This is a genomic window from Pseudomonas sp. 14P_8.1_Bac3 (genome assembly GCF_025466085.1).
In the GTDB taxonomy this organism is placed as follows: Bacteria; Pseudomonadota; Gammaproteobacteria; order Pseudomonadales; family Pseudomonadaceae; genus Aquipseudomonas.
On sequence record NZ_JANLOD010000055.1, the window covers coordinates 91,163 to 113,156 of the forward strand.

Consider the following 21,994-nt stretch of genomic DNA (forward strand, 5'->3'; position numbering starts at 1 on the left):
CCTGTTTTGACGCCGGAGAACCTTGCAATGAGCCAATGGCCAGACACCCGAATTATTGACCTGCTGGGCATCGAACTGCCGATCATTCAGGCTCCGATGGCCGGCGCTACCGGTACGGCCATGGTGATCGCCGCGAGCAACGCCGGCGGCCTGGGTTCGATGCCCGCGGCCATGCTGAGTACCGAACAGTTACGCGAGGATTTGCAGACGATTCGCCAACACAGCCAGCGCCCGATCAGCGTCAATTTCTTCTGTCATCAACCGCCAGCCGCCGACGAGCAACGCGCCCGGGACTGGAAAAATCTGTTGGAGCCCTACTACCGCGAGCTGGGTGTCGACTTCCATGCGCCGACGCCCGTGTCCAATCGCGCGCCGTTCGACAACGCGACCTGCGAAGTCATCGAGGCGTTGCGTCCCGAAGTGGTGAGCTTCCACTTCGGCCTGCCGGAAAAATCCCTGCTGGATCGCGTCAAGGCGACCGGGGCGAAAGTGCTGTCTTCGGCAACGACCGTCGAAGAAGCCATCTGGCTTGAGCAGCACGGCTGCGACGCGATCATTGCCATGGGGTACGAGGCCGGCGGCCATCGGGGCATGTTCCTCAGCGATGACCTGAACAGCCAGGTCGGTCTCTTCGCGCTGCTGCCGCAGATCGTCGATGCGGTGAAAGTCCCAGTCATCGCAGCGGGCGGTATTGCCGATGCACGAGGTGTGGCCGCGGCATTTTTGCTGGGTGCTTCGGCGGTGCAAGTGGGTACGGCGTATCTGTTTACCCCAGAGGCCAAGGTCAGCGCCTCCCATCACACGGCATTGCGTACGGCCAGGGAAAGTGAGACGGCGGTTACCAACCTGTTTACCGGCCGCCCGGCGCGGGGGATTCTCAATCGGGTAATGCGTGAGCTCGGGCCGATCAATGATAAGGCTCCCGCCTTTCCCCTGGCCGGTGGCGCGTTGATGCCGTTGCGGGCGAAGGGCGAAGCGGATTTCAGCAACCTTTGGGCCGGACAGGCGTTTACGCTGGGGGTTGAAATGACGACGGCCGAGCTGACCCGACGCCTGGCGGAGGAAGGCCTGGCCAAGCTCACCAAGGCCTGACGAACGTCCCTGTGGCAGCTGCCGAAGCTGCTACAGGGACAGTGGCCATTCAACAACGCGCATCCAACACATTCCGTTGGCAGGCAATTCGCTATATATTCCGCTATATAACGTTTTCACCCCCCTTGCTGTACTTGCCTACGACGGAGCCGTTTCATGACCATTCGTGCCTCACGTTTTGCCCCTACCTGCCTGACGAGCCTGCTCGCCGTGTTCGCCATGGGCGCTGCCCAGGCGGATGAAGTCCAGGTCGCGGTCGCGGCCAACTTCACCGCACCGATCCAGGCCATCGCCGCGGATTTCGAGAAAGACACCGGGCACAAACTGGTCACCTCCTTTGGTGCAACCGGTCAGTTCTACACCCAGATCAAGAATGGCGCGCCGTTCGAAGTGTTCCTCTCGGCGGACGACACCACCCCGCAAAAACTCGAGACCGAGGGCGACACCGTGAAGGGCTCGCGCTTCACCTACGCCATCGGCACCCTCGCCCTGTGGTCAGCCAAGGAAGGTTACGTGGATGCCAAGGGTAAAGTGCTGAGCGACAACCAGTATCAGCATTTGTCGATCGCCAACCCGAAAGCCGCCCCTTACGGCCTCGCCGCCACCCAAGTGCTGGCCAAGCTGGGCCTGACCGACAAGGTCAAAGACAAAATCGTTGAAGGCCAGAACATCACCCAGGCGTACCAGTTCGTTTCCACCGGCAACGCGGAACTGGGCTTCGTCGCCTTGTCACAGATCTACAAGGACGGCAAAGTCACCGGCGGTTCGGCGTGGATCGTTCCGGCGAGCATGCACGACCCGATCAAACAAGATGCGGTGATCCTCAACAAAGGCAAAGACAACCCGGCTGCCAAGGCGCTGGTCGACTACCTCAAAGGGCCAAAAGCCGCTGCTGTCATCAAGTCCTACGGTTACCAACTCTAAATGACGCTATCGAGTGCCGACTTTTCCGCGATCTGGCTGACCCTGAAGCTCGCGTCACTGACCACGGTCATCCTGCTGATCATCGGCACCCCGATTGCGTTATGGCTGTCGCGCACCCGCTCCTGGCTGCGCGGCCCGGTCGGGGCAATCGTCGCCCTGCCCCTGGTTCTGCCACCCACGGTGATTGGCTTCTATCTGTTGCTGGCGCTGGGCCCTAACGGCTTTGTCGGCCACTTCACCCAATCACTGGGGCTCGGCACCCTGACGTTCAGTTTTGCAGGGTTGGTCATTGGCTCGGTGCTCTACTCGATGCCGTTCGTGGTCCAGCCGCTGCAAAACGCTTTTTCTGCCATTGGCACCCGCCCGCTGGAAGTGGCCGCGACACTGCGTGCCAATCCCTGGGACACGTTTTTCAGCGTCATCCTGCCGCTGGCCCGCCCCGGTTTCATCACCGCAGCCATTCTCGGTTTCGCCCACACCGTCGGCGAGTTCGGGGTGGTGCTGATGATCGGCGGCAACATTCCCGACAAGACCCGCGTGGTCTCGGTGCAAATCTACGATCACGTCGAGGCGATGGAATATGCCCAGGCTCACTGGCTGGCCGGCGCGATGCTGGTGTTCTCGTTTGCCGTGTTGCTGGCGCTCTACTCCAGCCGTAAAACCAAAGCGGGCTGGAGCTGATCAATGATTCATACGCGTCTGAAACTGAGCTATTCGGGCTTCGCCCTGAATGTGGATCTGCAACTGCCGGGCCGTGGCGTGACTGCGCTGTACGGTCATTCCGGTTCGGGCAAGACCACGTGTCTGCGCTGCATCGCTGGCCTGGAACGGGCTGAACACGGGTTTATCCAGGTTAACGATGAAGTCTGGCAGGACAGCGACCGGAAGATTTTCGTCGCCCCGCACAAACGTGCGCTCGGCTACGTTTTTCAGGAGGCCAGTCTGTTCCCGCATCTGTCGGTGCTGGCCAACCTGGAGTTCGGTCTCATGCGCATCCCGAAACTGCAGCGCCGGGTCGACATGGCCCACGCGACTGAATTACTGGGCATCGGCCATCTGCTGGGCCGCCCCCCACAGCACCTGTCGGGCGGCGAACGGCAGCGTGTCGGCATCGCCCGCGCGCTCCTGACCAGCCCGAAGCTGTTACTGATGGACGAACCGCTGGCGGCGCTGGATGCGCAACGCAAAAGTGAAATCCTGCCGTACCTGCAACGTTTGCACGATGAGCTGGACATTCCGGTGCTGTACGTCAGTCACTCCCAGGATGAAGTGGCGCGATTGGCCGATCACATCGTCCTGCTCAGTGACGGCAAGGCGCTGGCCAGTGGTTCCATCGGTGAAACCCTGGCGCGCCTCGACTTGCCGCTGGCGTTGGGCGATGACGCCGGCGTAGTGATCGAAGGGCACGTCAGTGCGTATGACGCCACTTACCAGTTGCTGACGCTGCAGCTTCCGGGCACCGCGCTGAACATTCGCGTTCCGCACACACCAATGGACGCCGGCCAGACCCTTCGCTGCAAGGTTCAGGCACGGGACGTCAGCCTGAGCCTGCAAAGTGTCGAGCACAGCAGTATCCTCAATCGGCTGCCGGTGACGGTGGTCAGTGAAATGGGCGCGGACAATGCCGCACACGTGCTGATTCGCCTGGACGCGGCCGGCACGCCATTGCTGGCGCGGATCACCCGCTACTCCCGGGATCAGTTGAACGTGCACCCCGGTCAGTCACTCTGGGCCCAGATCAAGGCGGTGGCGGTGCTGGCGTAAATCCGCTGGCACCACTGCAACGGCACGCGGTCAATGGCTGTAACGGCCCCTGATTCGTAGCCAAGGATTACCGCCATGCCCGATTCCGCAATGCTCGATGTGCTGCCACCTGACCTGCATTACGTCGACGACTCCCAGCCCGGCATTACCCGCAAGAAACTGCGCGGCAAGTTTTGCTATTTCGACCCGTCGGGTCAGCGCATCACTGATCCGGACGAAATCAAGCGCATCAACTCGCTCGCCGTACCACCGGCCTATGTAGATGTGTGGATCTGCGCCGACCCGCGCGGGCATCTGCAAGCCACGGGGCGCGATGCACGGGGCCGCAAACAATACCGTTATCACCCGCGCTGGCGCGAAGTGCGCGACGCCGATAAATACTCGCGGCTGCGCGACTTCGGCCTGGCCCTGCCGAAGCTGCGTAAACAACTGGAAGCGCTGCTGGAGGCGCCGGGTTTCAGCCGCGACAAAGTCATGGCCACGGTGATTACCCTGCTCGATGCGACGCTGATTCGGGTCGGCAACACACAGTACGCGCGGGACAACCGCTCCTACGGGCTGACCACCCTGCGCAACCGCCACGTCGAGGTCAATGGCACGGCGATTCGCTTCCAGTTCCGCGGCAAGAGCGGCGTCGAGCACCAGATCACGGTAAAAGACCGGCGCCTGGCGCGAATCATCAAGCGTTGCCAGGAGATTCCCGGACAGAACCTGTTTCAGTATCTGGATGAAAACGGTGAGCGGCACACCGTCAGCTCTTCCGACGTGAACGCCTACCTGCAAACCCTCACCGGCGCCGATTTCACCGCCAAGGATTACCGCACCTGGGCCGGCAGCGCGCTGGCATTGGCGGTGTTGCGCGAATTGCAGTGGGAACCGGAGTCGGACGCCAAGCGCCATGTGGTTGAGATGGTCAAGAATGTCGCCAGGCAACTCGGCAACACTCCGGCAGTCTGTCGCAAGTGCTATATCCACCCGGCGGTGCTCGAAGGTTTCCTGCTCGGGGCCCTGGCCGAGTTGCCCCGTCCGAGGACGCGCAAAGGGCTCCGGGCCGAGGAAGTGGGCTTGGCGATGTACCTGGAAAAGATGATCGAGGCGACTCAACCGACGAGCTGACCGTCCATTTTTTGCGCGATCAAAAATGGCTTCTATAGTTGTTGTGACAGAAATTAGCTGGATGACGCCATGGAAGACATTTTCGTTGTGAAGCGTTGCAACAAGATCATCATTCATGGTCGCCGGGCCGGGGATGCCGGTCATCAACCACCGGACGCCGCCGTCTGGTATCGCATCGCCGATACCCGCACCCACGGTTTCATCGGCGACGGCTTCGATCTTGAGGAAGACGCGAAACGCGCGTGTTTTCAGCTCAATGCCCGATCGCAAGTGACGGTCCGACAAGGCTGAAGTCCGGGTCTATACTGAAATGGCTGAAGGACCAGCGACCCCATCGGCAGAAAGCTCGCTCCAAGCGGGCTTTTTGCTGCCATTTGCCAGGTTTCTTGAACGGAGGTGTTTGCCATGTCCGAAAAAGAGTCCATCACCACCCTGCTGACCCTGCTTGACTCCCGCCAGGCGCGTTTGGCCGCCGCGTGCAAGGAGATCGCCGACTGGGTCGATCATCAAGGCGGGCACCCGACCGCGCTACGAATTCGTGATCGGCTGAATGACATCGAGAAGGACACGCCGCTGATTCGCAACACCCTGTCCTCACTCAAGCCTGTCGACCGGCCGCTGCCTCGGTTCAGATGATCCAACCTGTAGAAACGGTCTGATGCAGGGCGCATGAACGGCGACGCTTTCGTCACCGGGTGCGTCCTTGCCTGAATATCTTTCGCTGAATACCCACCCGACCTGGCGTCGGGATTTTTTTGCCTGGCCATTTCACACGGCATTCACAACCCGCTCCGTACAGTGAACCCACTCCTTTTCAATGAATCCCTTGGCCCGCCCGCATGCGGGCTTTTTTTTGCGCGGCTTACTGTCAATGTTCGCACGCCTCGTGCAGGAGTCGGCTTGCGATCAGGAGCCGGCTTGCTGGCGATGGCCGCCAACGGTAATGCGGGCTGTCTGAATCAACGCGGCGCGCTTGAGTCCATCGCCAGCAAGTTGGCTCCTACATGTTTGCACTATCTCTGAAGGGATGCCGTGCAAAATGCCCGGCCGCCGAACGTCGCCCTTAGCGGGAGGTCCAACGATTACACGTCACGAAGGAGGCGTCTGATGGTTACTCACTTCAAAGTTGGCGGGCATCTGGCCTGCGGTCACAAAGGCAGCAAACTCACCTCAACCACTGAACTGACCCGGGTGAAATGCAGGAGCTGCCGAAACACCGATGCATTCAAGGACGCGCGCAAGGACCAGCGTAATGCTACACGGCGCGCCGCACGCAAAGCCAAGGTCACACACACCGCCAATGATTGGCGCGCGGCCTGGGTCGAGCGGTTGACCGCGATGGCCGGCCTGCAACGACTGCCCCGTGGCTTTACTGGCCAACCCTTTGTTTAGCTGACCGATCGGGCGGTTGTGACGTTATTTGGTCCAGCCGCCCGAACAATTCAGGGGTGACGCCCGATGCCCAGCGGATAGCGATAAGTCATTTCTTCAACTAGGGTTTCTATCTCATCGGAATCAAGCCGCCCCTCATGTGCGCAGCTGATCAAGGAGGAATAGATGACCCCGATTCATATGGCAGAAAAGACGTACCGCGCCTGGTCCAGCCCGATCCTGTTGGAGCTCAAGGAACGAGAGCATCAGCTGGACCCCGCCGCCCGGCAGGCCTTGCAAAACGTATTGGTGGAGAGAAGGCTGGTGGACTCGGGAAACCCTTCAGGCATCGAGCGGCGCAATGCCTGGAAAAACGACAAGTACTGACCGAAAACACACAAGGGTTTACGTCGGCTCTCGCTCGCAAACCCTTGAATCGTAAGATCGGATGCGCACGGCGCGACATCGCTCCTTCGATGAAGCTTTTGTGCAGGGGAAGAATCTTGCAGGCCATTACCGAGTCGGCGGCAGTTGGCGCAAGCCCCAGAGCAGGAGCAGCGCAGCAACAATGATAGCGACGCCGACGCTGGCAAATCCCGCCGTTACCAAATTCTCCTGCCAGGGCTTGGCCGCCTGTCCTGCGCCAGTGAATGGCGACATGGCCGTTGTCCCGAGAATGGCAGCCAGTGTCGTCACCCCCCAATTTGCATAAGTGCCGTACAGAACGCCCCAGTACGCTATGGTCTTTTTGCGGGGAGAAAGCTGTATCTCCGTCCACACCGAGCCAATGGCGAGTAGTAAGATGCCGTTCATCACCCCCTCAAGGTGTGCGGCCAGGCCCATGCGCGGGTTGCTGAATTGTTGTTCAATCAGCCCCGTGCAAAGACCGAGGAGCAACAAAAACAGGCCATGCCAGAGCAGCCTGCGACGAGTGTCGACCATGGCCACGCACCTCCCGCGATTGACTGAAAGTTAATGCCCCCTGACACCAACTCTAGATCGTTCTGCAACAGGCCGGTTAGCGCCCTGCTCTCGCCGACATCATTCACCTGAAGATTTCCCTTCTCCAGACAATAAAAAACCGCCCGAAGGCGGCAGTTTTATTTGGAGCGGATCACGATCGTCGACGCGAGCATGTCGCCCAAGCGTTTCCGTGAGCCGAAAAAAATGAATATCCAGTCAAAAATACTCAGGAACGGCGTCGTGATGTTTCGCATGAACGATTGATAAAGATTACAGCTGAGGTAACTGCGTTCATCAATCACGGACATGCCCAACAATTTTTTGCCAAGGCTTTGACCGTTGGGCATTGCGTCGGAAAACAGGTAGTAAGCGACGCCTGAGCCGACAGCGAGCGCGCCAACCATATCAGAGGGTAAGCCAACAAAATCGGCTGATCGCCCTACGAAGAAAAACAGAAAGACCGTCATCAGGGAGTCAATCATTTGCCCGCCCCACCGACGCCCCAGACCGGCCAGGTTTTTCGGCTTCTGATACTCGACTTGGGTATTGCTTACGTCCATGCACTGCTGCTCCGCTGATATATGGGATCAGAGACTATCGGCACTGCCCGGAAAACATTTAGCTCACGCTAACAAGAGCGGCCATTCCCGCTTCACGACCGGCATCGTTACCCAACATGGGCTTCCCCACGGGCATGAGGACCGCGGCCGGATTTCCCCGAACAGCCTCGATCACGTTGGCCAGCGCAATTGACTGTTCAACCTGCGCCGGCAAAGCGTTATAACGAAGCCAGCACTCATCGGTCCACAGTGAATCACCCGAGGAGAACAACGCGATGTGCGGACGACTCTCCCAGTACGACGGCATTCACGATTTCGTTGCAGCGCTGGGCATGCCCAACGCGCTGGTGAACAACGCGGGTGACCGGCCGCTTGAGCGCTACAACGCCGCACCGTCGACTCAGCTCGCCCTTTTCCATCAGGAGGGCGAATACCTGCACGCAGACATGGTTCGCTGGGGATGGCGGCCGCACTGGGCGAAGGATCGTGCAGCACCCGTCAACGCGCGAGTAGAGAAAGTCGCTCACGGCCCGTTCTACCGCGCGATCTGGCCACACCGGGCAATCATCGCGCTCAACAATTGGTTTGAATGGGTGGACGAAGGTGGCCCGAAGAAGCAGCCCTACCTGATCCGCCGGCGGGACCGGTCGCCTATCCTGTGTGCTGCGATTGGTCAGTACCCGAACGACGAGCAGGAACAAGGCGAGCATGACGGCTTCGTGATCATCACCGCAGATAGCGCCGGCGGCATGGTGGATATTCACGACCGGCGCCCGGTGACGCTGTCGCCAGAGCTCGCACGTGAATGGCTCGACCCGGCCACACCCAGAGAACGCGCCGAACAAATGGCGCTGCACCAAGGCGAACCCACCGAGGCGTTCGAATGGTTCAGGGTCGGCTATGCCGTTGGCAATGCGAAGAAGAATGACGGCCCGGAAGTCATCGAGCCTATGGCGCAAGAAGGCCTGTTTTAGATCTGCGAGCTGAAGGTTTTGATTAATCCTCTATCCAACTGACCTGGATTGCGGACCAACTTCAAAATTGCGACCCAGAAACAAACAAGGGTTTGCATCAGCTTTCGCCCGCAAACCCTTGATTTTAAATGGTGCCCGAAGCCGGAATCGAACCGGCACGCCCTTACGAGCGGGGGATTTTAAGTCCCATGCGTCTACCAGTTTCGCCATTCGGGCGGTAGCGCGGTCAAGCAGTCCAGAGGCTGGCAAATGTGCATCTGTCAGTTCTGACGCCTGTGCAACAGAGGACGAAATATATACATCCCGTCCCGGTGAAGCAAGTTTGCAACTCCCCTTTTCAAGACTAAATCTTGCAGGGCAATGCCAATAAAAAAGCTCCGTAAATCATCGATCTACGGAGCTTGTTTAAAGTGGAGGCCGAGGTCGGAATCGAACCGGCGTAGGCGGATTTGCAATCCGCTGCATAACCATTTTGCTACTCGGCCTCAAACATCTGATGTCATGTAGCACAACACCAAACGCGTACAAACTTGGAGTAGATTCGAGATCTAACTCCTTGAAAACATTGAGCTTTTTCAGCGATCAGTGCTTTCGATGGCGTGAATTATGTACTGATTTCCCGAGGCTGACAACCCCTTGATTTCAAAAAAAATTCTGCTCGCCGCTTTAAGCGTTTACAGGCGCTTGCGCAGGCGTCTGCCCGGTACAGGCAAAAAAAATCCCGGGCAGCTGATGGACGCCCGGGATTTAAAAATGCATAAACCGTGGTGGTGAACGCGGCGCGGATATTACGGAATATTTCGCCGTGTAACAAGATATTTTAACTCACCGTCCGGTTACTAAGCGTTCTAACCCATTAAATATCCACACATTTTCTAAGGCTGCGGGGCGACCAGCGGTGACCTACAGATACCAGCGATATTCCCGGGCACTGATGTCTTGCAGAAAGGCCAGATGATCCTGGCGCTTGTTTTCGCAGTACACGTTGACGAATTCAGCGCCCAGGCCTTCGCGCAATTGCGCATGACTTTCCATGGATCGTACGGCCTCCAGCATTTCAAGCGGGAAGTCGACACCGCTGCTGCGATCTTCGTTGAGCGCTGCGATCGGTTCGCGCCCCGCTTCCACTCCTTGTTCCAGCCCCACCAGAATCGCCGCCAGCACCAGATATGGGTTGGCATCCGCGCTGGCGAGGCGATGTTCGATCCGCAGATTCTTCGCGTCGGACTCCGGCACGCGCAGGCACGCATCCCGATCTTCGAAGCCCCAACTGGCGCGCGTCGCGACGTTGACGGTGCCGCTCAAGCGGCGCATGGCGTTGTGGTTCGGCGCGAAGATCGGCATGCAATGGGGCAGCACTTCAAGGCAACCGGCCACCGCATGGCGCAGCGCGTGTTGGCCGTTCGCCGCCAATAGGTTGTTGCCCGCTTCGTCATACAGGCTCACATGCACGTGCATGCCGCTGCCGGGGTGTTGCAGGTAAGGCTTGGCCATGAAACTGGCGCGGTAGTTGTGTTTCATCGCTACGCCGCGGGTACTGCGGCAGAACAACGCGGCCCAGTCAGCGGCACGCAGGCCGTCATCGAGGTGGCCGAAGTTGATCTCGAACTGCCCCGGGCCCAGCTCGGCGGTGATTACCGTGGCATCAATGCCCTGCGCACGCGCGGTCTCGACCATTTCATCGAGCACCGGCGCAAACCGCGTCAGCCGTTCAATATGCATGTTCGGTTGATCGTCCGCATCGTCGGTCAGCGGGTCCCGCGCAAACTGCGGCAAGCCGTCGCGCAACTGGCGGTCGAACAGATAGAACTCCAGCTCGAAGGCCACCACCGGGAAAATCCCTTTGCGGCCCAGGCGCTCCAGTACTTGCGCCAACACTTCCCGCGGTTCGAAGACGATCGGTTTTTCGGTGCCGCTGGAAGTGATCAGCATCTGGCCCAGTGGCTGCTTTTCCCAATTGACGAGTTTCAGCGTGCCCGGCACCAGGCGACGTGGCGCATCCGGGTCGCCGTCGTTGAAACAATAGTCGCCAATCTTGAACAGTCCGCCCTGAGTACCCAGCAGCACACAGTTCTGCGGTAGCTTGAGCGCGCTGCCGGCCGCCACCTTTTCGAGCATGTCGATCGGATAACGCTTGCCGTAGAAATGCCCTGGAATGTCCAGGGAGATCAGGTCCACATAACGCACATCCGGGAAACGCTGGCGAAACGCGCGGACTTCAGCGACCAGATCAGAGCACACATCATCCATCATTGTTGTTCCTTGTTATTTATCAGGTGTAGACCCAGAGCACGCGGGTGAGCTGATCGGAGAGATTGCCGTAGCGGCAGTGGGTATAGCTGGCGAGCTGAAAGCTGTCCCCGGCGGCCAACGTGACCGGTTGATCATCATCCAGCCACAGGGTCAGTTGCCCTTCGAGCACGTAGCCGCCCTGCTCCGAGCTGTCGTTCATGTGCCGGTCACCACTGCTGGCGCCGGGCTCGAGCCGGCTTTCAAGCATCGAGAACGATGCGCGCATTTTCGGCGAGACCAGGATGTCGGTGATGCCGTCGGCGTAATACAGCGTGCGGCGCTCGTCTGGCCGGGTCACCCAGGGCAAGGCCATGGGTTTGGGCAAGCTGTAGAAATAGGTGGTCGGCACGCCGAGGGTTTCACTGATGGCAGTCAGGTCTGCCACCGTCGGCCGCGAGAGTCCGCGCTCGACTTGCGACAGAAAGCCAACCGAGCGACCGATCTTGTCCGCCAGCTCCTTGAGCGTGTACTTCTTGTGCTTGCGCAGGTCCTGAATCAGGATCGCCAGCGCCGAGATTTCTTCTTGCATGTCCATCTGAAAGCTTCCAGAAAATGTGCGGTTCAAAGGCTGTCGCGCAAGCGATACCAGGCCTTGCCGATGGCTTCCAGCGGCGCTGCCATGTACTTGCCACCGGGAAATCTGCCGTTGACCAGGCCCTGATACAAGCCCAGTTCCTCCGGTTGACCGAGTATCGCGTCGGACACGGCGCGGGCCCCGGCCAACGTCGGCAGCACGCCGTGGCCGGAGTAACCCTGAAGCCAGTAGAGATCGCGCCGACGGCCGATATCCGGCGTCCGTTTGAGGGTGAGGTCGATGTGCCCGCCCCAGGCGAATTCCAGCTCCACGCCTTTGAGCTGAGGAAATACCCGCTCGAGGAACGGCCTCGTCGCCGCGGCGATGTCCTTCGGCATGCCCCCCAGGTACGTGCAGCCACCGCCGAACAGCAAGCGGTTATCCGGCGTGCGGCGGAAATAATCGAGGACGAACTGGTTGTCGGTCACGCACACATTGCTCGGCAGCAGCGCCGTCGCCTGCGCTTCCGAGAGTGGCGCGGTGGCCACCTGATAGGTGCCGACCGGCAACACGCAACTCGACAGTTCCGGATCCAGTCGGTCCAGGTACGCGTTGCACGCCAACACCAGCACATCGGCGCGAAGGCGTCCGCGCTCAGTGGTGACCACGTAGCGGCCGCCCTCCTCGCGATAATTCAACGCCTTGCTTTGCTCATGAATGCGTCCGCCGGCACGCTCGATGGCGGCGGCCAGGCCGAGCGCCAGTTTCAGCGGATTCAGGTGCCCGCCTTCCGGATCGAACAGGCCGGCCTGATAGCGCTCACTGGCGACCCACTCGGGCAACTGCTCGCGAGGGATGAATTGCAATCCGTCGTGGCCCCACTTGTGGCTGGCTTCGTGTTGCCACTCCGTCAGCAGGCTAACCCGGCGCGGCAGCACCGAGGTCCAGAGGTGACCGGCCCGGTAGTCGCAGTCGAAATCGTGTCGCGCGGGCATCGCACGCAACTCCTGCGCGGCCCAACGCATGCCGTCCCATAGCCGCCGCGCGCGCTCGTAACCCAACGCCGCCTCCAGCGGTGGCATGTCGCATGACCAGCCGAGAATCGCCTGACCGCCATTACGCCCCGACGCCGCCCACGCCACGCGACTGGCTTCCAGCAACGTCACCCGCTTGCCGGCCAGGGCCAGGCGCAGCGCGGTGTGCAAGCCACTGAAGCCGGCGCCGATGATCACAATCTCAGTGTCCTGCTCGCCCTCCAACGCGGCCCGCTCGACCAGACGATCTGCACAAGTGTCGGCGTAATAGCTGGCGACGTGTCGCGAGGATTGCTGGAACATGCGGGCCTCATGAAATTTTATTATTGAAATTTCATGAAAAAATACATGGGTTATTTCATGGATGCAAGGAACCTGTAGGAGCGAGCTTGCTCGCGATGAACATTCAAGACTGGCTCGACGGTCGTCGGGAAAGGAAAAGCAGCACCGCCACGGTCAACGATGATCAAACGATCCCGGTCACAGACGTCACCGACTGAACCTCACAGACAATCGCGAACCGCCTGACGCAACGCGCCGGACTTGGCCCAGGGCGGACCCTGATACAACGAGACCCGGCTGCCATCCTTGGATTTCACGATGTCCAGAATCTCGTCAGCGGTGATGATGCTGGGCGCCGTGATCCGGTAACCATTGGAGATCCCGGTCTGAGCGGCTTTCGGCACCTCTTTCTGCCATGCCGGCAACAGGCAGGCGGCATATGCCTTCGGCGGTTTTTCGCTGTATTTACTGAAATTCGGCTCGCCGGGCACCAATGAGGCGGGCAATGAGCACCCGGTCAATAACGCCACTATGACGCCCGTCATCATCGTCCGCATCTCGCATCCTTAATGTGAAAAAGGGCAATGTAGCGCGTCGTCGAGCAGACAGCCATTGCTCGAACCAGCCTCATTATTGCGGAGCGCTTTTATCTTCCGGGTCCGGATAAGTCCGGGTGTTCAGATACGTCATCCAGCGTTCATACGCATCGTGCTGCCACTGACTGACCCGTTCCCATTCCGGGCCGCTCAATTGATGAGCAGAAATCAGCTGCATCATCGCCGTGGTCGCCGCGTCGAGATCAACGATCAGCTCATGGGCGTGAAATCTAAAATCATCGGTGTTCGTCATTGAAGTTGCCTCGCCCTAGCGAAAGTTCACCACTCCAGTACGACATCAGCTCTGTCAGTTCTCGTTCAACTTCCCGACCAAAGGCTGCTCCGACGAACAAAACGCCCTGCTCGGGGATTCGCGACTAAAATTTCCTGGCGCAGACATTCAGGAGGTCGCCATGTGGCTCAACGAATCTGAAAACGAACTTCGGCGGGATCTGCAAAGCGTTGCGTCGGACTTGCGATGGTCGGCAGTCGAACTGCTGCGCCTGGCGGACCAGTTACGCCAGGCGGGCAACGATGTGGATGCGCAGGCGGTGCTCAGGCTATGCGATTTGTTTCAGGGGGATGAACAGCGGCTGGCAGGCTATGCCGAGGAAGTGAAGGCCAAGATGATCAGCCGCAACAAGCACGGCGGGATGAGCGGCGGCGGTGGTTCTCCCCACCCATGAAAAAGCCCCGGCAGACCGGGGCTTGAAGCGTGCTATTGATCGACCTTCTGCCCAGCGGACGGTCTTTTCGCCCGGGCTTTGTAGCCGGGTAGCGAAGCGGCGAACGCCAGTGCCTCCTCCCGGCTGCCAAATGACCCGAGACGGTCACCTTTGGTGCATACCCGCCAGGGGCCGTTGTTCACGCTAAGTACGTCGTAACCGTTCATGTGCATCTTATTCAGCATCGGAACGCTCATAAGCTACCTCCATTTCGGTACCGATTTTCGGAACTGACGCGCCTACCTTACACCTCTCATCCCGGCGGTGCGGACCAGACGTCGTGCCAGGCTTCGCGCATTCAGTTGCACTTTCCGTCGCGCCGACACCTCCAACCAGCCAGAGCCCCGCAAAATCGGGTTCCGGCGTGTATATTGCATTTTTATTACTAAATTGTGACAGACGAGCAGTCGGGTAACGCATGAAAGTACGCGCCACCGTTATTTGCGAGCAGGATCGGCACATTCTTCTGGTGCGCAAGCCCAGATGCCGCTGGACGTTGCCCGGCGGAAAAGTCGAGAGCGGTGAAACCATCGCCAACGCGGCCATGCGCGAACTTCAGGAAGAGACCGGGCTCGCCGTCGATGACTTGCTGTATTTGATGGAGCTGGAAGCGGGCAACACCCGCCACCACGTCTACGAGGCGTCGGTGCTGAACCTCGACGAGGCGCGCCCGCAGAACGAGATCTTTGACTGCCTGTGGTTTCCCCTGGACGCGGTGCAGAACCTCAACACCAGCGACGCCACGCTCAGAATCGTCAGGGCGTTCCAGCGTCGCTTGTAGGGTCCGGCGATTTTGTCAGCCCTGATCGCCACCGCCCACGGGCATGATCATCCCGGTGATGTAGGACGCCTCGTCGCTGGCCAGGAACAGAATGGCCGCGGCCTGTTCATCCAGGGTGCCGTAGCGTTTCATCAGGCTGGAATCGAGGGTCTGCTCGACGATTTGCTGGTACCAGACTTTCTCCTGCTCACTCTGCGGTGCACTGTTGCGCGGAATCACCCGCGGCGGCGCTTCCGTTCCACCCGGCGCCGTCGCATTGACCCGCACGCCACGCCCGGCGGTTTCAAACGCCAGGCACGCGGTCAGCGCATTGACCCCACCCTTCGCCGCACCGTACGGCACGCGATTGATACTGCGCGTGGCGATGGACGACACGTTGACGATCGCGCCGCTGCCCTGCTCCAGCATGATCGGCAGCGCGGCATGGCAACACCACAGCGTCGGGAACAGCGAGCGCCGCACTTCGGCTTCCATCTGTGGTGCTTCGTAATGCTCGAAAGGTTTGGCCCAGATCGTTCCGCCGACGTTGTTGATGAGAATATCGAGACGACCGAAACGCTCGACAGCGGCGTGCATCACGCGGTCGCATTCGTCGTACTGCTCAAGGTCGGCAGTCAATGCCAGCACTTGGCTGCCCTGTCCTAATTGCTGTTGCACTTCGAACACCCGTTCGGAGCGGTCGACCAGGATCAGCCGCGCCCCTTCCGCCGCCATCCGCTCGGCGACACGCCGCCCGATGCCTTGGGCGGCGCCGGTGATCAAGGCGACTTTTTGGTGAAATCTGTTCATACCTACCTCAAAAAATTCCGGCCAATCAGAAAAATGCAGGCGACACGCGCTCCCACACGTTGCGCGGCACTCACGCCGCGCTGGCGGCAAACTTCTCGTAGTAAAAATTCACCGGCGCGATGCCTTGCTCGCGAATGAACTGGCTGACCGCTTCGACCATCGGCGGCGGGCCGCACAGATAGACGTCGACGTCGCCATCGTTCAGATGCTTCGGCTCGATGTGCTGGGTCACGTAGCCCTTGAGCGGGTGCTGGCTGTCGGGGCTGGCCACGCAGGCGCTGAAGCTGAAGTTCGGGATGCGCGCGGCGAAGGCTTCGAGTCGATCGATTTCCACCAGGTCGAAATCATGGGTCACGCCATAGATCAGGTGCAGCGGATGGTCGCTGCCCTGTTCGGCGATCTTTTCCAGCATCGCCGTGAACGGCGCCAGCCCGGTGCCGCCGGCCAGCAGCAACAGCGGTCGGCGAATGTCACGCAGATAAAAACTGCCCAACGGCCCGGCCAGCCGCATGCTGTCGCCGGCCTTGGCCATGCCGGTGAGGAAGCTGCTCATCAGGCCGCCAGGCACGTTACGAATCAGGAAGCTGACTTCGCCGTCGCGCTGCAGCGAGCTGAATGAATAGGCGCGAGTCTGCTCGCTGCCGGGAATCCCCAGGTTGACGTATTGCCCCGGCAGGAACGCCAGTTGGCTCAACGCATCGCCTTTGATCGACAGCGCAATGGTGCTGTCGGACAACTGGCGCACGGCGCTGATGGTCGCGTCATAACTGGCCTGTTGCGTGCGGCACACTTGCGAGGACGCCGGCACCCGCACCACGCAATCGCTCTGGGCGCGCATCTGGCAGGTCAGGACAAAACCCTGCTCGGCCTCTTCGGGGCTGAGGGCGTCTTCGATGTAGTCATCGCCCAGGTCATAACGACCGGCTTCAGCGAAACACTTGCAGGTGCCGCAGGCGCCGTCTCGGCAATCCAGCGGAATGTTGATGCCCTGGCGGTACGCGGCATCGGCCACGGTTTCGCCGGTGTTGGCGTCGATGAAGCGGGTGACGCCGTCTTCGAAATTGAAGGCGATGGAATGAGTCATGACGGCTGCCTCACAGATGGTAAACATCGATGACCTGACGAACGTAGTCGTTCTTCAGGATCACTTTCTTGGCCTTGATCAGCGGGTTTTCGCCGCGCACGTCGAGGGTGTAGAAGCTGCTGCCGAAATAGCTGTCGACGGTCTTGTAGCGAAAGCTCAGGGTGTGCCAGTTGAAGCGCACCTTGCACAGGCCGTCCGCCTGTTCCAGCAGCTCGATGTTGCTGATGTTGTGGGAGGTGCGGGTGTCCGGCAGGGTGGCGCTGGAACGTTCGGTCTTGATGCGAAAGACACGGTCTTCAAGCCCCGTGCGGTTGCCGTACCAGATCAGCGAAATTTCCCGCTGCGGGTCTTCGGTCAACTCGTCGTTGTCGTCCCACGAGGGCATCCAGAAGGTAGCGTCCGGCGCGTACAGCTCCAGCCATTGGTCCCACTGGCGATCGTCGAGGTAGCGCGCTTCGCGGTAGAGAAAATCGCGCACGCTGTCGTAGGTGATGGTCATTGCACGTCCTCCACGGCGATCAGTTTCGACTGTTCGGCGGCCAACGCCTTGAGCATGGTTTGCTGCCAGTATTTGTGTTGCAGCACGAACAGCCCTTCGTCTTCGGTGCGCACACCGCTGAGCAGTGGCTGCAGGTCGATTTCTTTCGCCGCCTCGTCGGGGCCTTCGATCCAGTGCTCGGCACCACGGGACATGTCGTTCCACGTAGTAACGCTGCCCTGATAGCTGGTCTGGCACGAGCGGAACTCTTCCAGGTCATCCGGCGTGGCCATGCCGCTGACGTTGAAGAAATCCTCGTACTGACGAATCCGGCTGGAACGCGCCTGATCGCTTTCGCCTTTGGGAGCGATGCAATAGATGGTGATTTCCGTGCGATTGACCGAGATCGGCCGGGCGATACGGATCTGCGAGCTGAACTGGTCCATCAGGTACACGTTCGGGTACAGGCACAGATTGCGCGAGTTCTCGATCATCCAGTCGGCGCGGGCGCGGCCGAAGTCCTGAGCCAGTTCATCGCGACGTTCGTACAGCGGACGATCCTCAGGGTTGGCCCAACGGGTCCAGAGCAGCATGTGCCCCTTGTCGAAGGAATAAAAACCGCCGCCCTGCTTGGCCCAGCCGCCTGCACTCATGGTCGGGTTGCTGTCGCAAGCCTCGCGTTGTTTGCGCTGGTTCTGGGTGGCCGCGTAGTTCCAGTGCACCGAGCTGACGTGGTATCCGTCGGCACCGTTTTCGGCGGTGAGTTTCCAGTTGCCCTCGTAGATATAGCTGGATGAGCCACGCAGCACTTCCAGGCCGTCAGCGGACTGGTCAACGATCATGTCGATGATTTTCGCCGACTCGCCGAGGTGTTCAACCAGCGGCAAAACATCGGCCTTGAGGCTGCCAAACAGGAAGCCGCGATAGGATTCGAAACGCGCGACCTTGGTCAGGTCATGGGAGCCTTCGCAGTTGAAGCTCGCCGGGTAGCCCGCCTGGGCCGGGTCCTTGACCTTGAGCAGTTTGCCGGAGTTGTTAAAGGTCCAGCCGTGGAACGGGCAGGTGTAGGTGCTTTTGTTGCCGGACTTGTGCCGGCACAGCGTCGCGCCGCGGTGGCTGCAGGCGTTGATGAACGCGTTGAGTTCACCGTCCTTGTTGCGCGCGATAAAGATCGACTGGCGCCCCATGGTGGTGGTGTGGAAATCGTTTTTGTTGGGGATCTGGCTTTCGTGCGCCAGGTACAGCCAGTTGCCTTCGAAGATGTGTTCCATCTCCAGGTCGAACAGCCGCGGGTCGGTGAACATCTCGCGTTTACAGCGGTAGATGCCCTGTTCTTTGTCATCTTCGAGCAGGGAGTGAAGGTATTCGGGTCGCAGGGACATGTCCGCCGCCTCCATTGTTTTTATCAGGCAGGGCCATGCTAGGACGAGAGGCTGGGGCGGACTATCCGCTGAGTGCAGACCTGTATCCGTTTTGTGCAAACCGTTTTCGGGGGGCCGGAAAACCGTGCAGCGTCATGTGGCGCCGCCACAGGCCTGGTCACGACACGGCCCCTGTAGGAGCAAGCTCGCTCCTACAGGGGTTTCGCGCTGATCATTCTTCCACTGTTCATTTTCGGAAATGACCTACACCTCGGCCTACATAAACACAAAACGTTCTGCCCTAGACTGCCCGCCTGAATACAAGGAGTGCGTTCTATGGCCAATCATCCGGACCGTCGTGACCTCTGGGATGTCAACAGCGCCGCCGGCAAACTGATCGGCCAAGGCCGCACGATCAGCGCTCGTCATATCGCCGACGGCATGGCGCGGGAGCAATTCAACCGGGAAGTGGCCAGCTACGCAAAACGCATCGCCGACGATGTTGCCCGAGGCCATAAGACGCCGGAGCAAGGCCTACAGGCGCTGCTGCAGGAGCAGCGCAATCTGCTCAGTCAGTCACAGGCGCTGACACGAAAAGCTCAGGGCGCAATACCTGACCAGGTGAAGAAAGCGCCCACCTCGACACTCAAACAACCGGTGTTGAAGCCTGACCCGCAGCGACTGCTGCGCCATGTTCATGCGCAGCATCTCAAGGCATCCCGCGGCGTAGACGCCTCACCGCACCCTGTCGCCGACTTGAAATTTTTCCCCCGTGAACGCTGGCCGCCGGAAGTGCCACTGGAAGACCCGGGGTTCTACATCGTCCCCAGAACCACGACGGCCGACAAACTCGAAGCACAGCTATTCACATCGGCCTCCCCCGCCGTCATCGCCAAGTTCCACGCCCTTAATCCAAATCTGGATCAAGTGAAAGCCGGGACGATGATTGTGCTCAGCGACCCGAACAATCCTCGCTGTAGTTTCGAAGATGCGCTGTTGATGCAGGCGGCGGATAAGGTGAATAGAGCCCTGGAGCCTCTCAGCCCGGATGAAGCCGATTTCATGGCGCGCCATTACGATGAGATCGCCCTCTTTCTATCCAAGGGCTCACTCGGTGCCAGTGTCGGACTGTCCATGTTCTCGAAGAACCTGGACGACGTGAGCGGCGTCCTGCGGGAGATCGAGCATTTGCATAGGCGAACTTTTGAGGCCAATGGTCGCTTGAACTCGCCCGAGTTCTTTTCAGAACGTAAACGCTTGTTATCTCAATTGGATACTCACCTCACCAAACTGACAAAGCAGAGCATTGGCTTCCCCGATCATCCCAATCTAAAGGCATTACTGGGCATATCGACCAAAAGCCTTGTGCATCGCTGGAGAAAAGCCGGCGCCCCCGGACGGATCCCGGGCTACGCCACGCATATCGCGGGCGTTTCGAAGGCGGCGAAGTATGTGAAATATGGTGGCTGGATTGGTACGGCGGTGGGGGGTGGGGCTTCGGCGGTCAAGGTCAAGGGTGTTTGTGCAGAAGGCGATGCAGAGGCTTGTGAGAAAGTGAAGTTTACTGAAGGCGGGAGCTTTTTAGGTGGGATTGCCGGCGGCGTGGCTGTTGGAGCGATGTTTTCGGCGCCGCTTGTAAGCAGCATATGCGTAGCGCTTTCCGTGCCAACGGGTGGAACTGCTGGTCTGGTATGCGGAGTATTGGTAGTCGGCACAGGAACTTACGCGGCTGGTGCAGCCGGAGCTAACTTTTTTGAAAAAGCGGGAGAAGTTATCTACGAGAGTACGAAATGAATACCAGCAGAGTTGTCGTCGCATACTTGGGTTTATTCGTTCTTGTCTGTGCTTTTATCTGGTTCGGAGTGGCGTTATATGTGGCAAATAAAAAAATTGAAATTCTTTTGCGCCTTTTTCCGAACAGCCTTGGAGTCAAAACGCTGTCTGCGCTGAGATACGGAGGGGTTTGGGGGAAAATCATGTTGATCGGCGGAATAACCAGCTACGTCACATTTCCTTTTCTTTATTTGAAAAATGGGCAATTAAGCCGAAAAGATCTTCAAGCTATTCCCACCCCACTGAAGCGCAGACTGATAACTATGCAATGGGTTCTCGTATCACTTGTGTCCTTGATGTTTGCACTTTATGTAATTGATGAATCCGGTCTGTTGTATTAGCTGCCTGCTGACGTTCAATAATCCAGTCTGGAGCAAAGTTGGACATGATGTTAGCGCACCTTTTCTACGGCCCGCCCCACGGGAAACGTTTTTCACCAGACACAGGTGAGGATCATCGGAATGTCAAGAGCGCCGCTTAATCGTATTCGACGGCAATTCCCCAAACTGCTTGCGATAACTCTCGGCAAAACGCCCCAAATGCACAAAGCCATAATCCATCGCCACTTCAGTGACGTTGCGCACATTGCAAGTCGGGTCACTCAGGCAGGCGTTGATGCGTTCCAGGCGTTTCTGCCGGATGTAGTTTTTCGGCGTGGTGCCGGCGTTGCGCTCGAACAGGCTGTAGAGCGAACGCAGGCTCATTTGCGCCTGGCGCGCCAGCTCTTCGCTGCCAATGTCCTGCTTGAGATGACGGGCGATGTAATCGGCGATGACTTCGAACGTGGCCGTCTGTGAACCAAGGCTGATACGGCTGACATTGGTCTGCATCAGGCTGAGCATCTTGCTGACGATGATCTGCGCGTAGTGCTCCTGCACCTTGGGCATCGGATCGCGGGCCTCGGCTTCCTGACAGATCATCGCCAGCAGGCCGACAAACCCTTCCAGCGCGTTGAGCTGGTAACGGTTCTCCAGGAACCGTACGCCCTGCCCCGGATAGCGCCAGCGCTGCTCGTTGCAGACCGATTCAAGCAACGACGTCGGGACTTTGAGGATGAATTTTTCGCAATCGTCGGAGTACGTCAGGTCCACCGGATCGTCGGGATTGATCAGCAGCAATTCACCGGGGGCGAAGTAATGTTCCTGTCCGTGGCCGCGCCACAGGCAGTTGCCACGCAGCAGCACTTGCAGGTGATAGACGTTTTCCAGCGCGCCGGAGGTGACGCGAACTGCAGCGCCATAACTGATGCGGCACAGGTCGAGGCTGGCGAATTTTCGGTGATTGAGACTGGCCAGCGGACGCCCGGCCCGAGGCATCACGATGCAATGATTACCGACATGCTGATTGACGTAGCCGGACACCGCATACGGGTCGGCATGGTCGAATACGGCGCTGCGCTGACTCAACAGTTGCGCTTGCATGATCGGGGCACTCTCGTTGTTGTAATGGGCTACGTCCAAC

At 59.3% G+C, this 21,994-nt stretch carries 27 protein-coding genes and 2 tRNA genes; 14 read left to right on the top strand and 15 right to left on the bottom strand.

All coding sequences use genetic code 11. The features are described from left to right. Positions 1-27: 27 nt before the first annotated feature. The 9 genes from NTD84_RS17900 to NTD84_RS17940 all read left to right on the top strand — a co-directional run bounded on the left by NTD84_RS17900 (position 28) and on the right by NTD84_RS17940 (position 6,654). A complete protein-coding gene (locus NTD84_RS17900) occupies positions 28-1,092 on the top strand; it encodes an NAD(P)H-dependent flavin oxidoreductase (RefSeq protein ID WP_262168002.1) in 1,065 nt (354 codons plus the stop codon). 156 nt (positions 1,093-1,248) lie between these two features. After that, positions 1,249-2,016: a molybdate ABC transporter substrate-binding protein gene (modA, locus tag NTD84_RS17905; RefSeq protein ID WP_410017367.1), complete on the top strand. Its 768-nt coding sequence runs from the start codon at positions 1,249-1,251 to the stop codon at positions 2,014-2,016. Next, entirely contained in the window at positions 2,017-2,697 is a 681-nt protein-coding gene (modB, locus tag NTD84_RS17910) for a molybdate ABC transporter permease subunit (RefSeq protein ID WP_262168004.1), read from the top strand. Between the two features lie 3 nt (positions 2,698-2,700). Then, positions 2,701-3,780 (top strand): molybdenum ABC transporter ATP-binding protein, encoded by a 1,080-nt coding sequence (gene modC / locus NTD84_RS17915; protein ID WP_262168007.1) that lies wholly within the window; start codon positions 2,701-2,703, stop codon positions 3,778-3,780. Between the two features lie 75 nt (positions 3,781-3,855). Continuing rightward, positions 3,856-4,896, top strand: a complete 1,041-nt coding sequence (locus NTD84_RS17920) for a DNA topoisomerase IB (RefSeq protein WP_262168010.1) — start codon at positions 3,856-3,858, stop codon at positions 4,894-4,896. A 69-nt stretch (positions 4,897-4,965) separates the two neighbouring features. After that, entirely contained in the window at positions 4,966-5,187 is a 222-nt protein-coding gene (locus NTD84_RS17925) for a hypothetical protein (RefSeq protein ID WP_262168012.1), read from the top strand. 114 nt (positions 5,188-5,301) lie between these two features. After that, the gene (locus NTD84_RS17930; protein WP_140671772.1) at positions 5,302-5,532 is read left to right on the top strand and encodes a hypothetical protein; all 231 of its coding nucleotides are present in this window, start codon (positions 5,302-5,304) and stop codon (positions 5,530-5,532) included. 471 nt (positions 5,533-6,003) lie between these two features. Further along, positions 6,004-6,288 (top strand): hypothetical protein, encoded by a 285-nt coding sequence (locus NTD84_RS17935; protein ID WP_262168019.1) that lies wholly within the window; start codon positions 6,004-6,006, stop codon positions 6,286-6,288. 165 nt (positions 6,289-6,453) lie between these two features. After that, a complete protein-coding gene (locus tag NTD84_RS17940; RefSeq protein ID WP_262168022.1) occupies positions 6,454-6,654 on the top strand; it encodes a hypothetical protein in 201 nt (66 codons plus the stop codon). A 126-nt stretch (positions 6,655-6,780) separates the two neighbouring features. On the opposite strand, the gene NTD84_RS17945 is transcribed toward NTD84_RS17940, so the two are convergent. Both NTD84_RS17945 and NTD84_RS17950 read right to left on the bottom strand, forming a co-directional pair. Beyond that, positions 6,781-7,209, bottom strand: a complete 429-nt coding sequence (locus tag NTD84_RS17945; RefSeq protein WP_262168025.1) for a hydrogenase — start codon at positions 7,207-7,209, stop codon at positions 6,781-6,783. Between the two features lie 158 nt (positions 7,210-7,367). Then, positions 7,368-7,790: an RDD family protein gene (locus NTD84_RS17950; protein ID WP_262168027.1), complete on the bottom strand. Its 423-nt coding sequence runs from the start codon at positions 7,788-7,790 to the stop codon at positions 7,368-7,370. A 275-nt stretch (positions 7,791-8,065) separates the two neighbouring features. Between NTD84_RS17950 and NTD84_RS17955 the strand changes: the two genes are divergently transcribed. Continuing rightward, the gene (locus tag NTD84_RS17955) at positions 8,066-8,764 is read left to right on the top strand and encodes an SOS response-associated peptidase family protein (RefSeq protein WP_262168030.1); all 699 of its coding nucleotides are present in this window, start codon (positions 8,066-8,068) and stop codon (positions 8,762-8,764) included. A 129-nt stretch (positions 8,765-8,893) separates the two neighbouring features. Here NTD84_RS17955 and NTD84_RS17960 read toward each other — a convergent pair. The 7 genes from NTD84_RS17960 to NTD84_RS17990 all read right to left on the bottom strand — a co-directional run bounded on the left by NTD84_RS17960 (position 8,894) and on the right by NTD84_RS17990 (position 13,735). Next, positions 8,894-8,980 (bottom strand) — tRNA-Leu (locus tag NTD84_RS17960). 195 nt (positions 8,981-9,175) lie between these two features. After that, positions 9,176-9,249 (bottom strand) — tRNA-Cys (locus NTD84_RS17965). Positions 9,250-9,667: 418 nt separating this feature from the next. After that, entirely contained in the window at positions 9,668-11,014 is a 1,347-nt protein-coding gene (locus tag NTD84_RS17970) for a glutamine synthetase family protein (protein WP_262168195.1), read from the bottom strand. A 22-nt stretch (positions 11,015-11,036) separates the two neighbouring features. Further along, entirely contained in the window at positions 11,037-11,591 is a 555-nt protein-coding gene (locus tag NTD84_RS17975) for a helix-turn-helix domain-containing protein (RefSeq protein ID WP_262168033.1), read from the bottom strand. Between the two features lie 26 nt (positions 11,592-11,617). Continuing rightward, the gene (locus NTD84_RS17980; RefSeq protein WP_262168036.1) at positions 11,618-12,907 is read right to left on the bottom strand and encodes an NAD(P)/FAD-dependent oxidoreductase; all 1,290 of its coding nucleotides are present in this window, start codon (positions 12,905-12,907) and stop codon (positions 11,618-11,620) included. A 200-nt stretch (positions 12,908-13,107) separates the two neighbouring features. Continuing rightward, entirely contained in the window at positions 13,108-13,443 is a 336-nt protein-coding gene (locus NTD84_RS17985; protein WP_262168038.1) for a hypothetical protein, read from the bottom strand. A 73-nt stretch (positions 13,444-13,516) separates the two neighbouring features. Then, complete coding sequence (locus NTD84_RS17990) at positions 13,517-13,735, bottom strand: hypothetical protein (RefSeq protein ID WP_262168041.1); 219 nt, start codon at positions 13,733-13,735, stop codon at positions 13,517-13,519. A gap of 160 nt (positions 13,736-13,895) precedes the next feature. Here NTD84_RS17990 and NTD84_RS17995 point away from each other — a divergent pair, with 160 nt between their 5' ends. Beyond that, positions 13,896-14,168: a hypothetical protein gene (locus tag NTD84_RS17995; RefSeq protein WP_262168044.1), complete on the top strand. Its 273-nt coding sequence runs from the start codon at positions 13,896-13,898 to the stop codon at positions 14,166-14,168. Between the two features lie 32 nt (positions 14,169-14,200). On the opposite strand, the gene NTD84_RS18000 is transcribed toward NTD84_RS17995, so the two are convergent. Then, the gene (locus tag NTD84_RS18000) at positions 14,201-14,404 is read right to left on the bottom strand and encodes a DUF2188 domain-containing protein (protein WP_262168047.1); all 204 of its coding nucleotides are present in this window, start codon (positions 14,402-14,404) and stop codon (positions 14,201-14,203) included. Positions 14,405-14,625: 221 nt separating this feature from the next. Here NTD84_RS18000 and NTD84_RS18005 point away from each other — a divergent pair, with 221 nt between their 5' ends. Then, complete coding sequence (locus tag NTD84_RS18005; protein WP_262168049.1) at positions 14,626-14,988, top strand: NUDIX hydrolase; 363 nt, start codon at positions 14,626-14,628, stop codon at positions 14,986-14,988. 15 nt (positions 14,989-15,003) lie between these two features. Here the strand turns inward: NTD84_RS18005 and NTD84_RS18010 are convergent, their stop codons facing one another. From NTD84_RS18010 to benA, 4 genes are all read right to left on the bottom strand, one after another. Continuing rightward, positions 15,004-15,777, bottom strand: coding sequence for a 1,6-dihydroxycyclohexa-2,4-diene-1-carboxylate dehydrogenase (locus NTD84_RS18010; protein ID WP_262168051.1), 774 nt, complete (start codon positions 15,775-15,777; stop codon positions 15,004-15,006). Between the two features lie 70 nt (positions 15,778-15,847). Continuing rightward, the gene (gene benC / locus NTD84_RS18015) at positions 15,848-16,861 is read right to left on the bottom strand and encodes a benzoate 1,2-dioxygenase electron transfer component BenC (protein ID WP_262168054.1); all 1,014 of its coding nucleotides are present in this window, start codon (positions 16,859-16,861) and stop codon (positions 15,848-15,850) included. Positions 16,862-16,871: 10 nt separating this feature from the next. Further along, on the bottom strand, positions 16,872-17,360 hold the full coding sequence (gene benB, locus NTD84_RS18020; protein WP_262168056.1) for a benzoate 1,2-dioxygenase small subunit: 489 nt from the start codon (positions 17,358-17,360) through the stop codon (positions 16,872-16,874). Continuing rightward, entirely contained in the window at positions 17,357-18,721 is a 1,365-nt protein-coding gene (gene benA, locus NTD84_RS18025; protein WP_262168058.1) for a benzoate 1,2-dioxygenase large subunit, read from the bottom strand. The genes benB and benA overlap by 4 nt, the downstream gene beginning before the upstream one ends. Before the next feature lie 315 nt (positions 18,722-19,036). Between benA and NTD84_RS18030 the strand changes: the two genes are divergently transcribed. Both NTD84_RS18030 and NTD84_RS18035 read left to right on the top strand, forming a co-directional pair. Continuing rightward, entirely contained in the window at positions 19,037-20,494 is a 1,458-nt protein-coding gene (locus tag NTD84_RS18030; protein WP_262168060.1) for a hypothetical protein, read from the top strand. After that, a complete protein-coding gene (locus NTD84_RS18035; RefSeq protein WP_262168062.1) occupies positions 20,491-20,874 on the top strand; it encodes a hypothetical protein in 384 nt (127 codons plus the stop codon). The genes NTD84_RS18030 and NTD84_RS18035 overlap by 4 nt, the downstream gene beginning before the upstream one ends. Before the next feature lie 123 nt (positions 20,875-20,997). On the opposite strand, the gene NTD84_RS18040 is transcribed toward NTD84_RS18035, so the two are convergent. Further along, entirely contained in the window at positions 20,998-21,957 is a 960-nt protein-coding gene (locus NTD84_RS18040; RefSeq protein ID WP_315975569.1) for an AraC family transcriptional regulator, read from the bottom strand. Positions 21,958-21,994 lie beyond the last annotated feature (37 nt).

What these genes read in the sequence shown, in the direction of transcription:
- NTD84_RS17995 (WP_262168044.1), top strand. Translation starts at nt 13,896, where the DNA reads ATGTGGCTCAACGAATCTGAAAACGAACTTCGGCGGGATCTGCAAAGC.
- NTD84_RS18000 (WP_262168047.1), bottom strand. Translation starts at nt 14,404, where the DNA reads ATGAGCGTTCCGATGCTGAATAAGATGCACATGAACGGTTACGACGTA.
- NTD84_RS17985 (WP_262168038.1), bottom strand. Translation starts at nt 13,443, where the DNA reads ATGCGGACGATGATGACGGGCGTCATAGTGGCGTTATTGACCGGGTGC.
- NTD84_RS17980 (WP_262168036.1), bottom strand. Translation starts at nt 12,907, where the DNA reads ATGTTCCAGCAATCCTCGCGACACGTCGCCAGCTATTACGCCGACACT.
- NTD84_RS17900 (WP_262168002.1), top strand. Translation starts at nt 28, where the DNA reads ATGAGCCAATGGCCAGACACCCGAATTATTGACCTGCTGGGCATCGAA.
- benB (WP_262168056.1), bottom strand. Translation starts at nt 17,360, where the DNA reads ATGACCATCACCTACGACAGCGTGCGCGATTTTCTCTACCGCGAAGCG.
- benC (WP_262168054.1), bottom strand. Translation starts at nt 16,861, where the DNA reads ATGACTCATTCCATCGCCTTCAATTTCGAAGACGGCGTCACCCGCTTC.
- NTD84_RS17955 (WP_262168030.1), top strand. Translation starts at nt 8,066, where the DNA reads ATGTGCGGACGACTCTCCCAGTACGACGGCATTCACGATTTCGTTGCA.
- NTD84_RS17945 (WP_262168025.1), bottom strand. Translation starts at nt 7,209, where the DNA reads ATGGTCGACACTCGTCGCAGGCTGCTCTGGCATGGCCTGTTTTTGTTG.
- NTD84_RS17930 (WP_140671772.1), top strand. Translation starts at nt 5,302, where the DNA reads ATGTCCGAAAAAGAGTCCATCACCACCCTGCTGACCCTGCTTGACTCC.
- modB (WP_262168004.1), top strand. Translation starts at nt 2,017, where the DNA reads ATGACGCTATCGAGTGCCGACTTTTCCGCGATCTGGCTGACCCTGAAG.
- NTD84_RS17925 (WP_262168012.1), top strand. Translation starts at nt 4,966, where the DNA reads ATGGAAGACATTTTCGTTGTGAAGCGTTGCAACAAGATCATCATTCAT.
- NTD84_RS17975 (WP_262168033.1), bottom strand. Translation starts at nt 11,591, where the DNA reads ATGGACATGCAAGAAGAAATCTCGGCGCTGGCGATCCTGATTCAGGAC.
- NTD84_RS17935 (WP_262168019.1), top strand. Translation starts at nt 6,004, where the DNA reads ATGGTTACTCACTTCAAAGTTGGCGGGCATCTGGCCTGCGGTCACAAA.
- NTD84_RS18005 (WP_262168049.1), top strand. Translation starts at nt 14,626, where the DNA reads ATGAAAGTACGCGCCACCGTTATTTGCGAGCAGGATCGGCACATTCTT.
- modA (WP_410017367.1), top strand. Translation starts at nt 1,249, where the DNA reads ATGACCATTCGTGCCTCACGTTTTGCCCCTACCTGCCTGACGAGCCTG.
- NTD84_RS18030 (WP_262168060.1), top strand. Translation starts at nt 19,037, where the DNA reads ATGGCCAATCATCCGGACCGTCGTGACCTCTGGGATGTCAACAGCGCC.
- NTD84_RS17940 (WP_262168022.1), top strand. Translation starts at nt 6,454, where the DNA reads ATGACCCCGATTCATATGGCAGAAAAGACGTACCGCGCCTGGTCCAGC.
- NTD84_RS18035 (WP_262168062.1), top strand. Translation starts at nt 20,491, where the DNA reads ATGAATACCAGCAGAGTTGTCGTCGCATACTTGGGTTTATTCGTTCTT.
- NTD84_RS17990 (WP_262168041.1), bottom strand. Translation starts at nt 13,735, where the DNA reads ATGACGAACACCGATGATTTTAGATTTCACGCCCATGAGCTGATCGTT.
- NTD84_RS17950 (WP_262168027.1), bottom strand. Translation starts at nt 7,790, where the DNA reads ATGGACGTAAGCAATACCCAAGTCGAGTATCAGAAGCCGAAAAACCTG.
- NTD84_RS17970 (WP_262168195.1), bottom strand. Translation starts at nt 11,014, where the DNA reads ATGGATGATGTGTGCTCTGATCTGGTCGCTGAAGTCCGCGCGTTTCGC.
- NTD84_RS18010 (WP_262168051.1), bottom strand. Translation starts at nt 15,777, where the DNA reads ATGAACAGATTTCACCAAAAAGTCGCCTTGATCACCGGCGCCGCCCAA.
- modC (WP_262168007.1), top strand. Translation starts at nt 2,701, where the DNA reads ATGATTCATACGCGTCTGAAACTGAGCTATTCGGGCTTCGCCCTGAAT.
- NTD84_RS17920 (WP_262168010.1), top strand. Translation starts at nt 3,856, where the DNA reads ATGCCCGATTCCGCAATGCTCGATGTGCTGCCACCTGACCTGCATTAC.
- benA (WP_262168058.1), bottom strand. Translation starts at nt 18,721, where the DNA reads ATGTCCCTGCGACCCGAATACCTTCACTCCCTGCTCGAAGATGACAAA.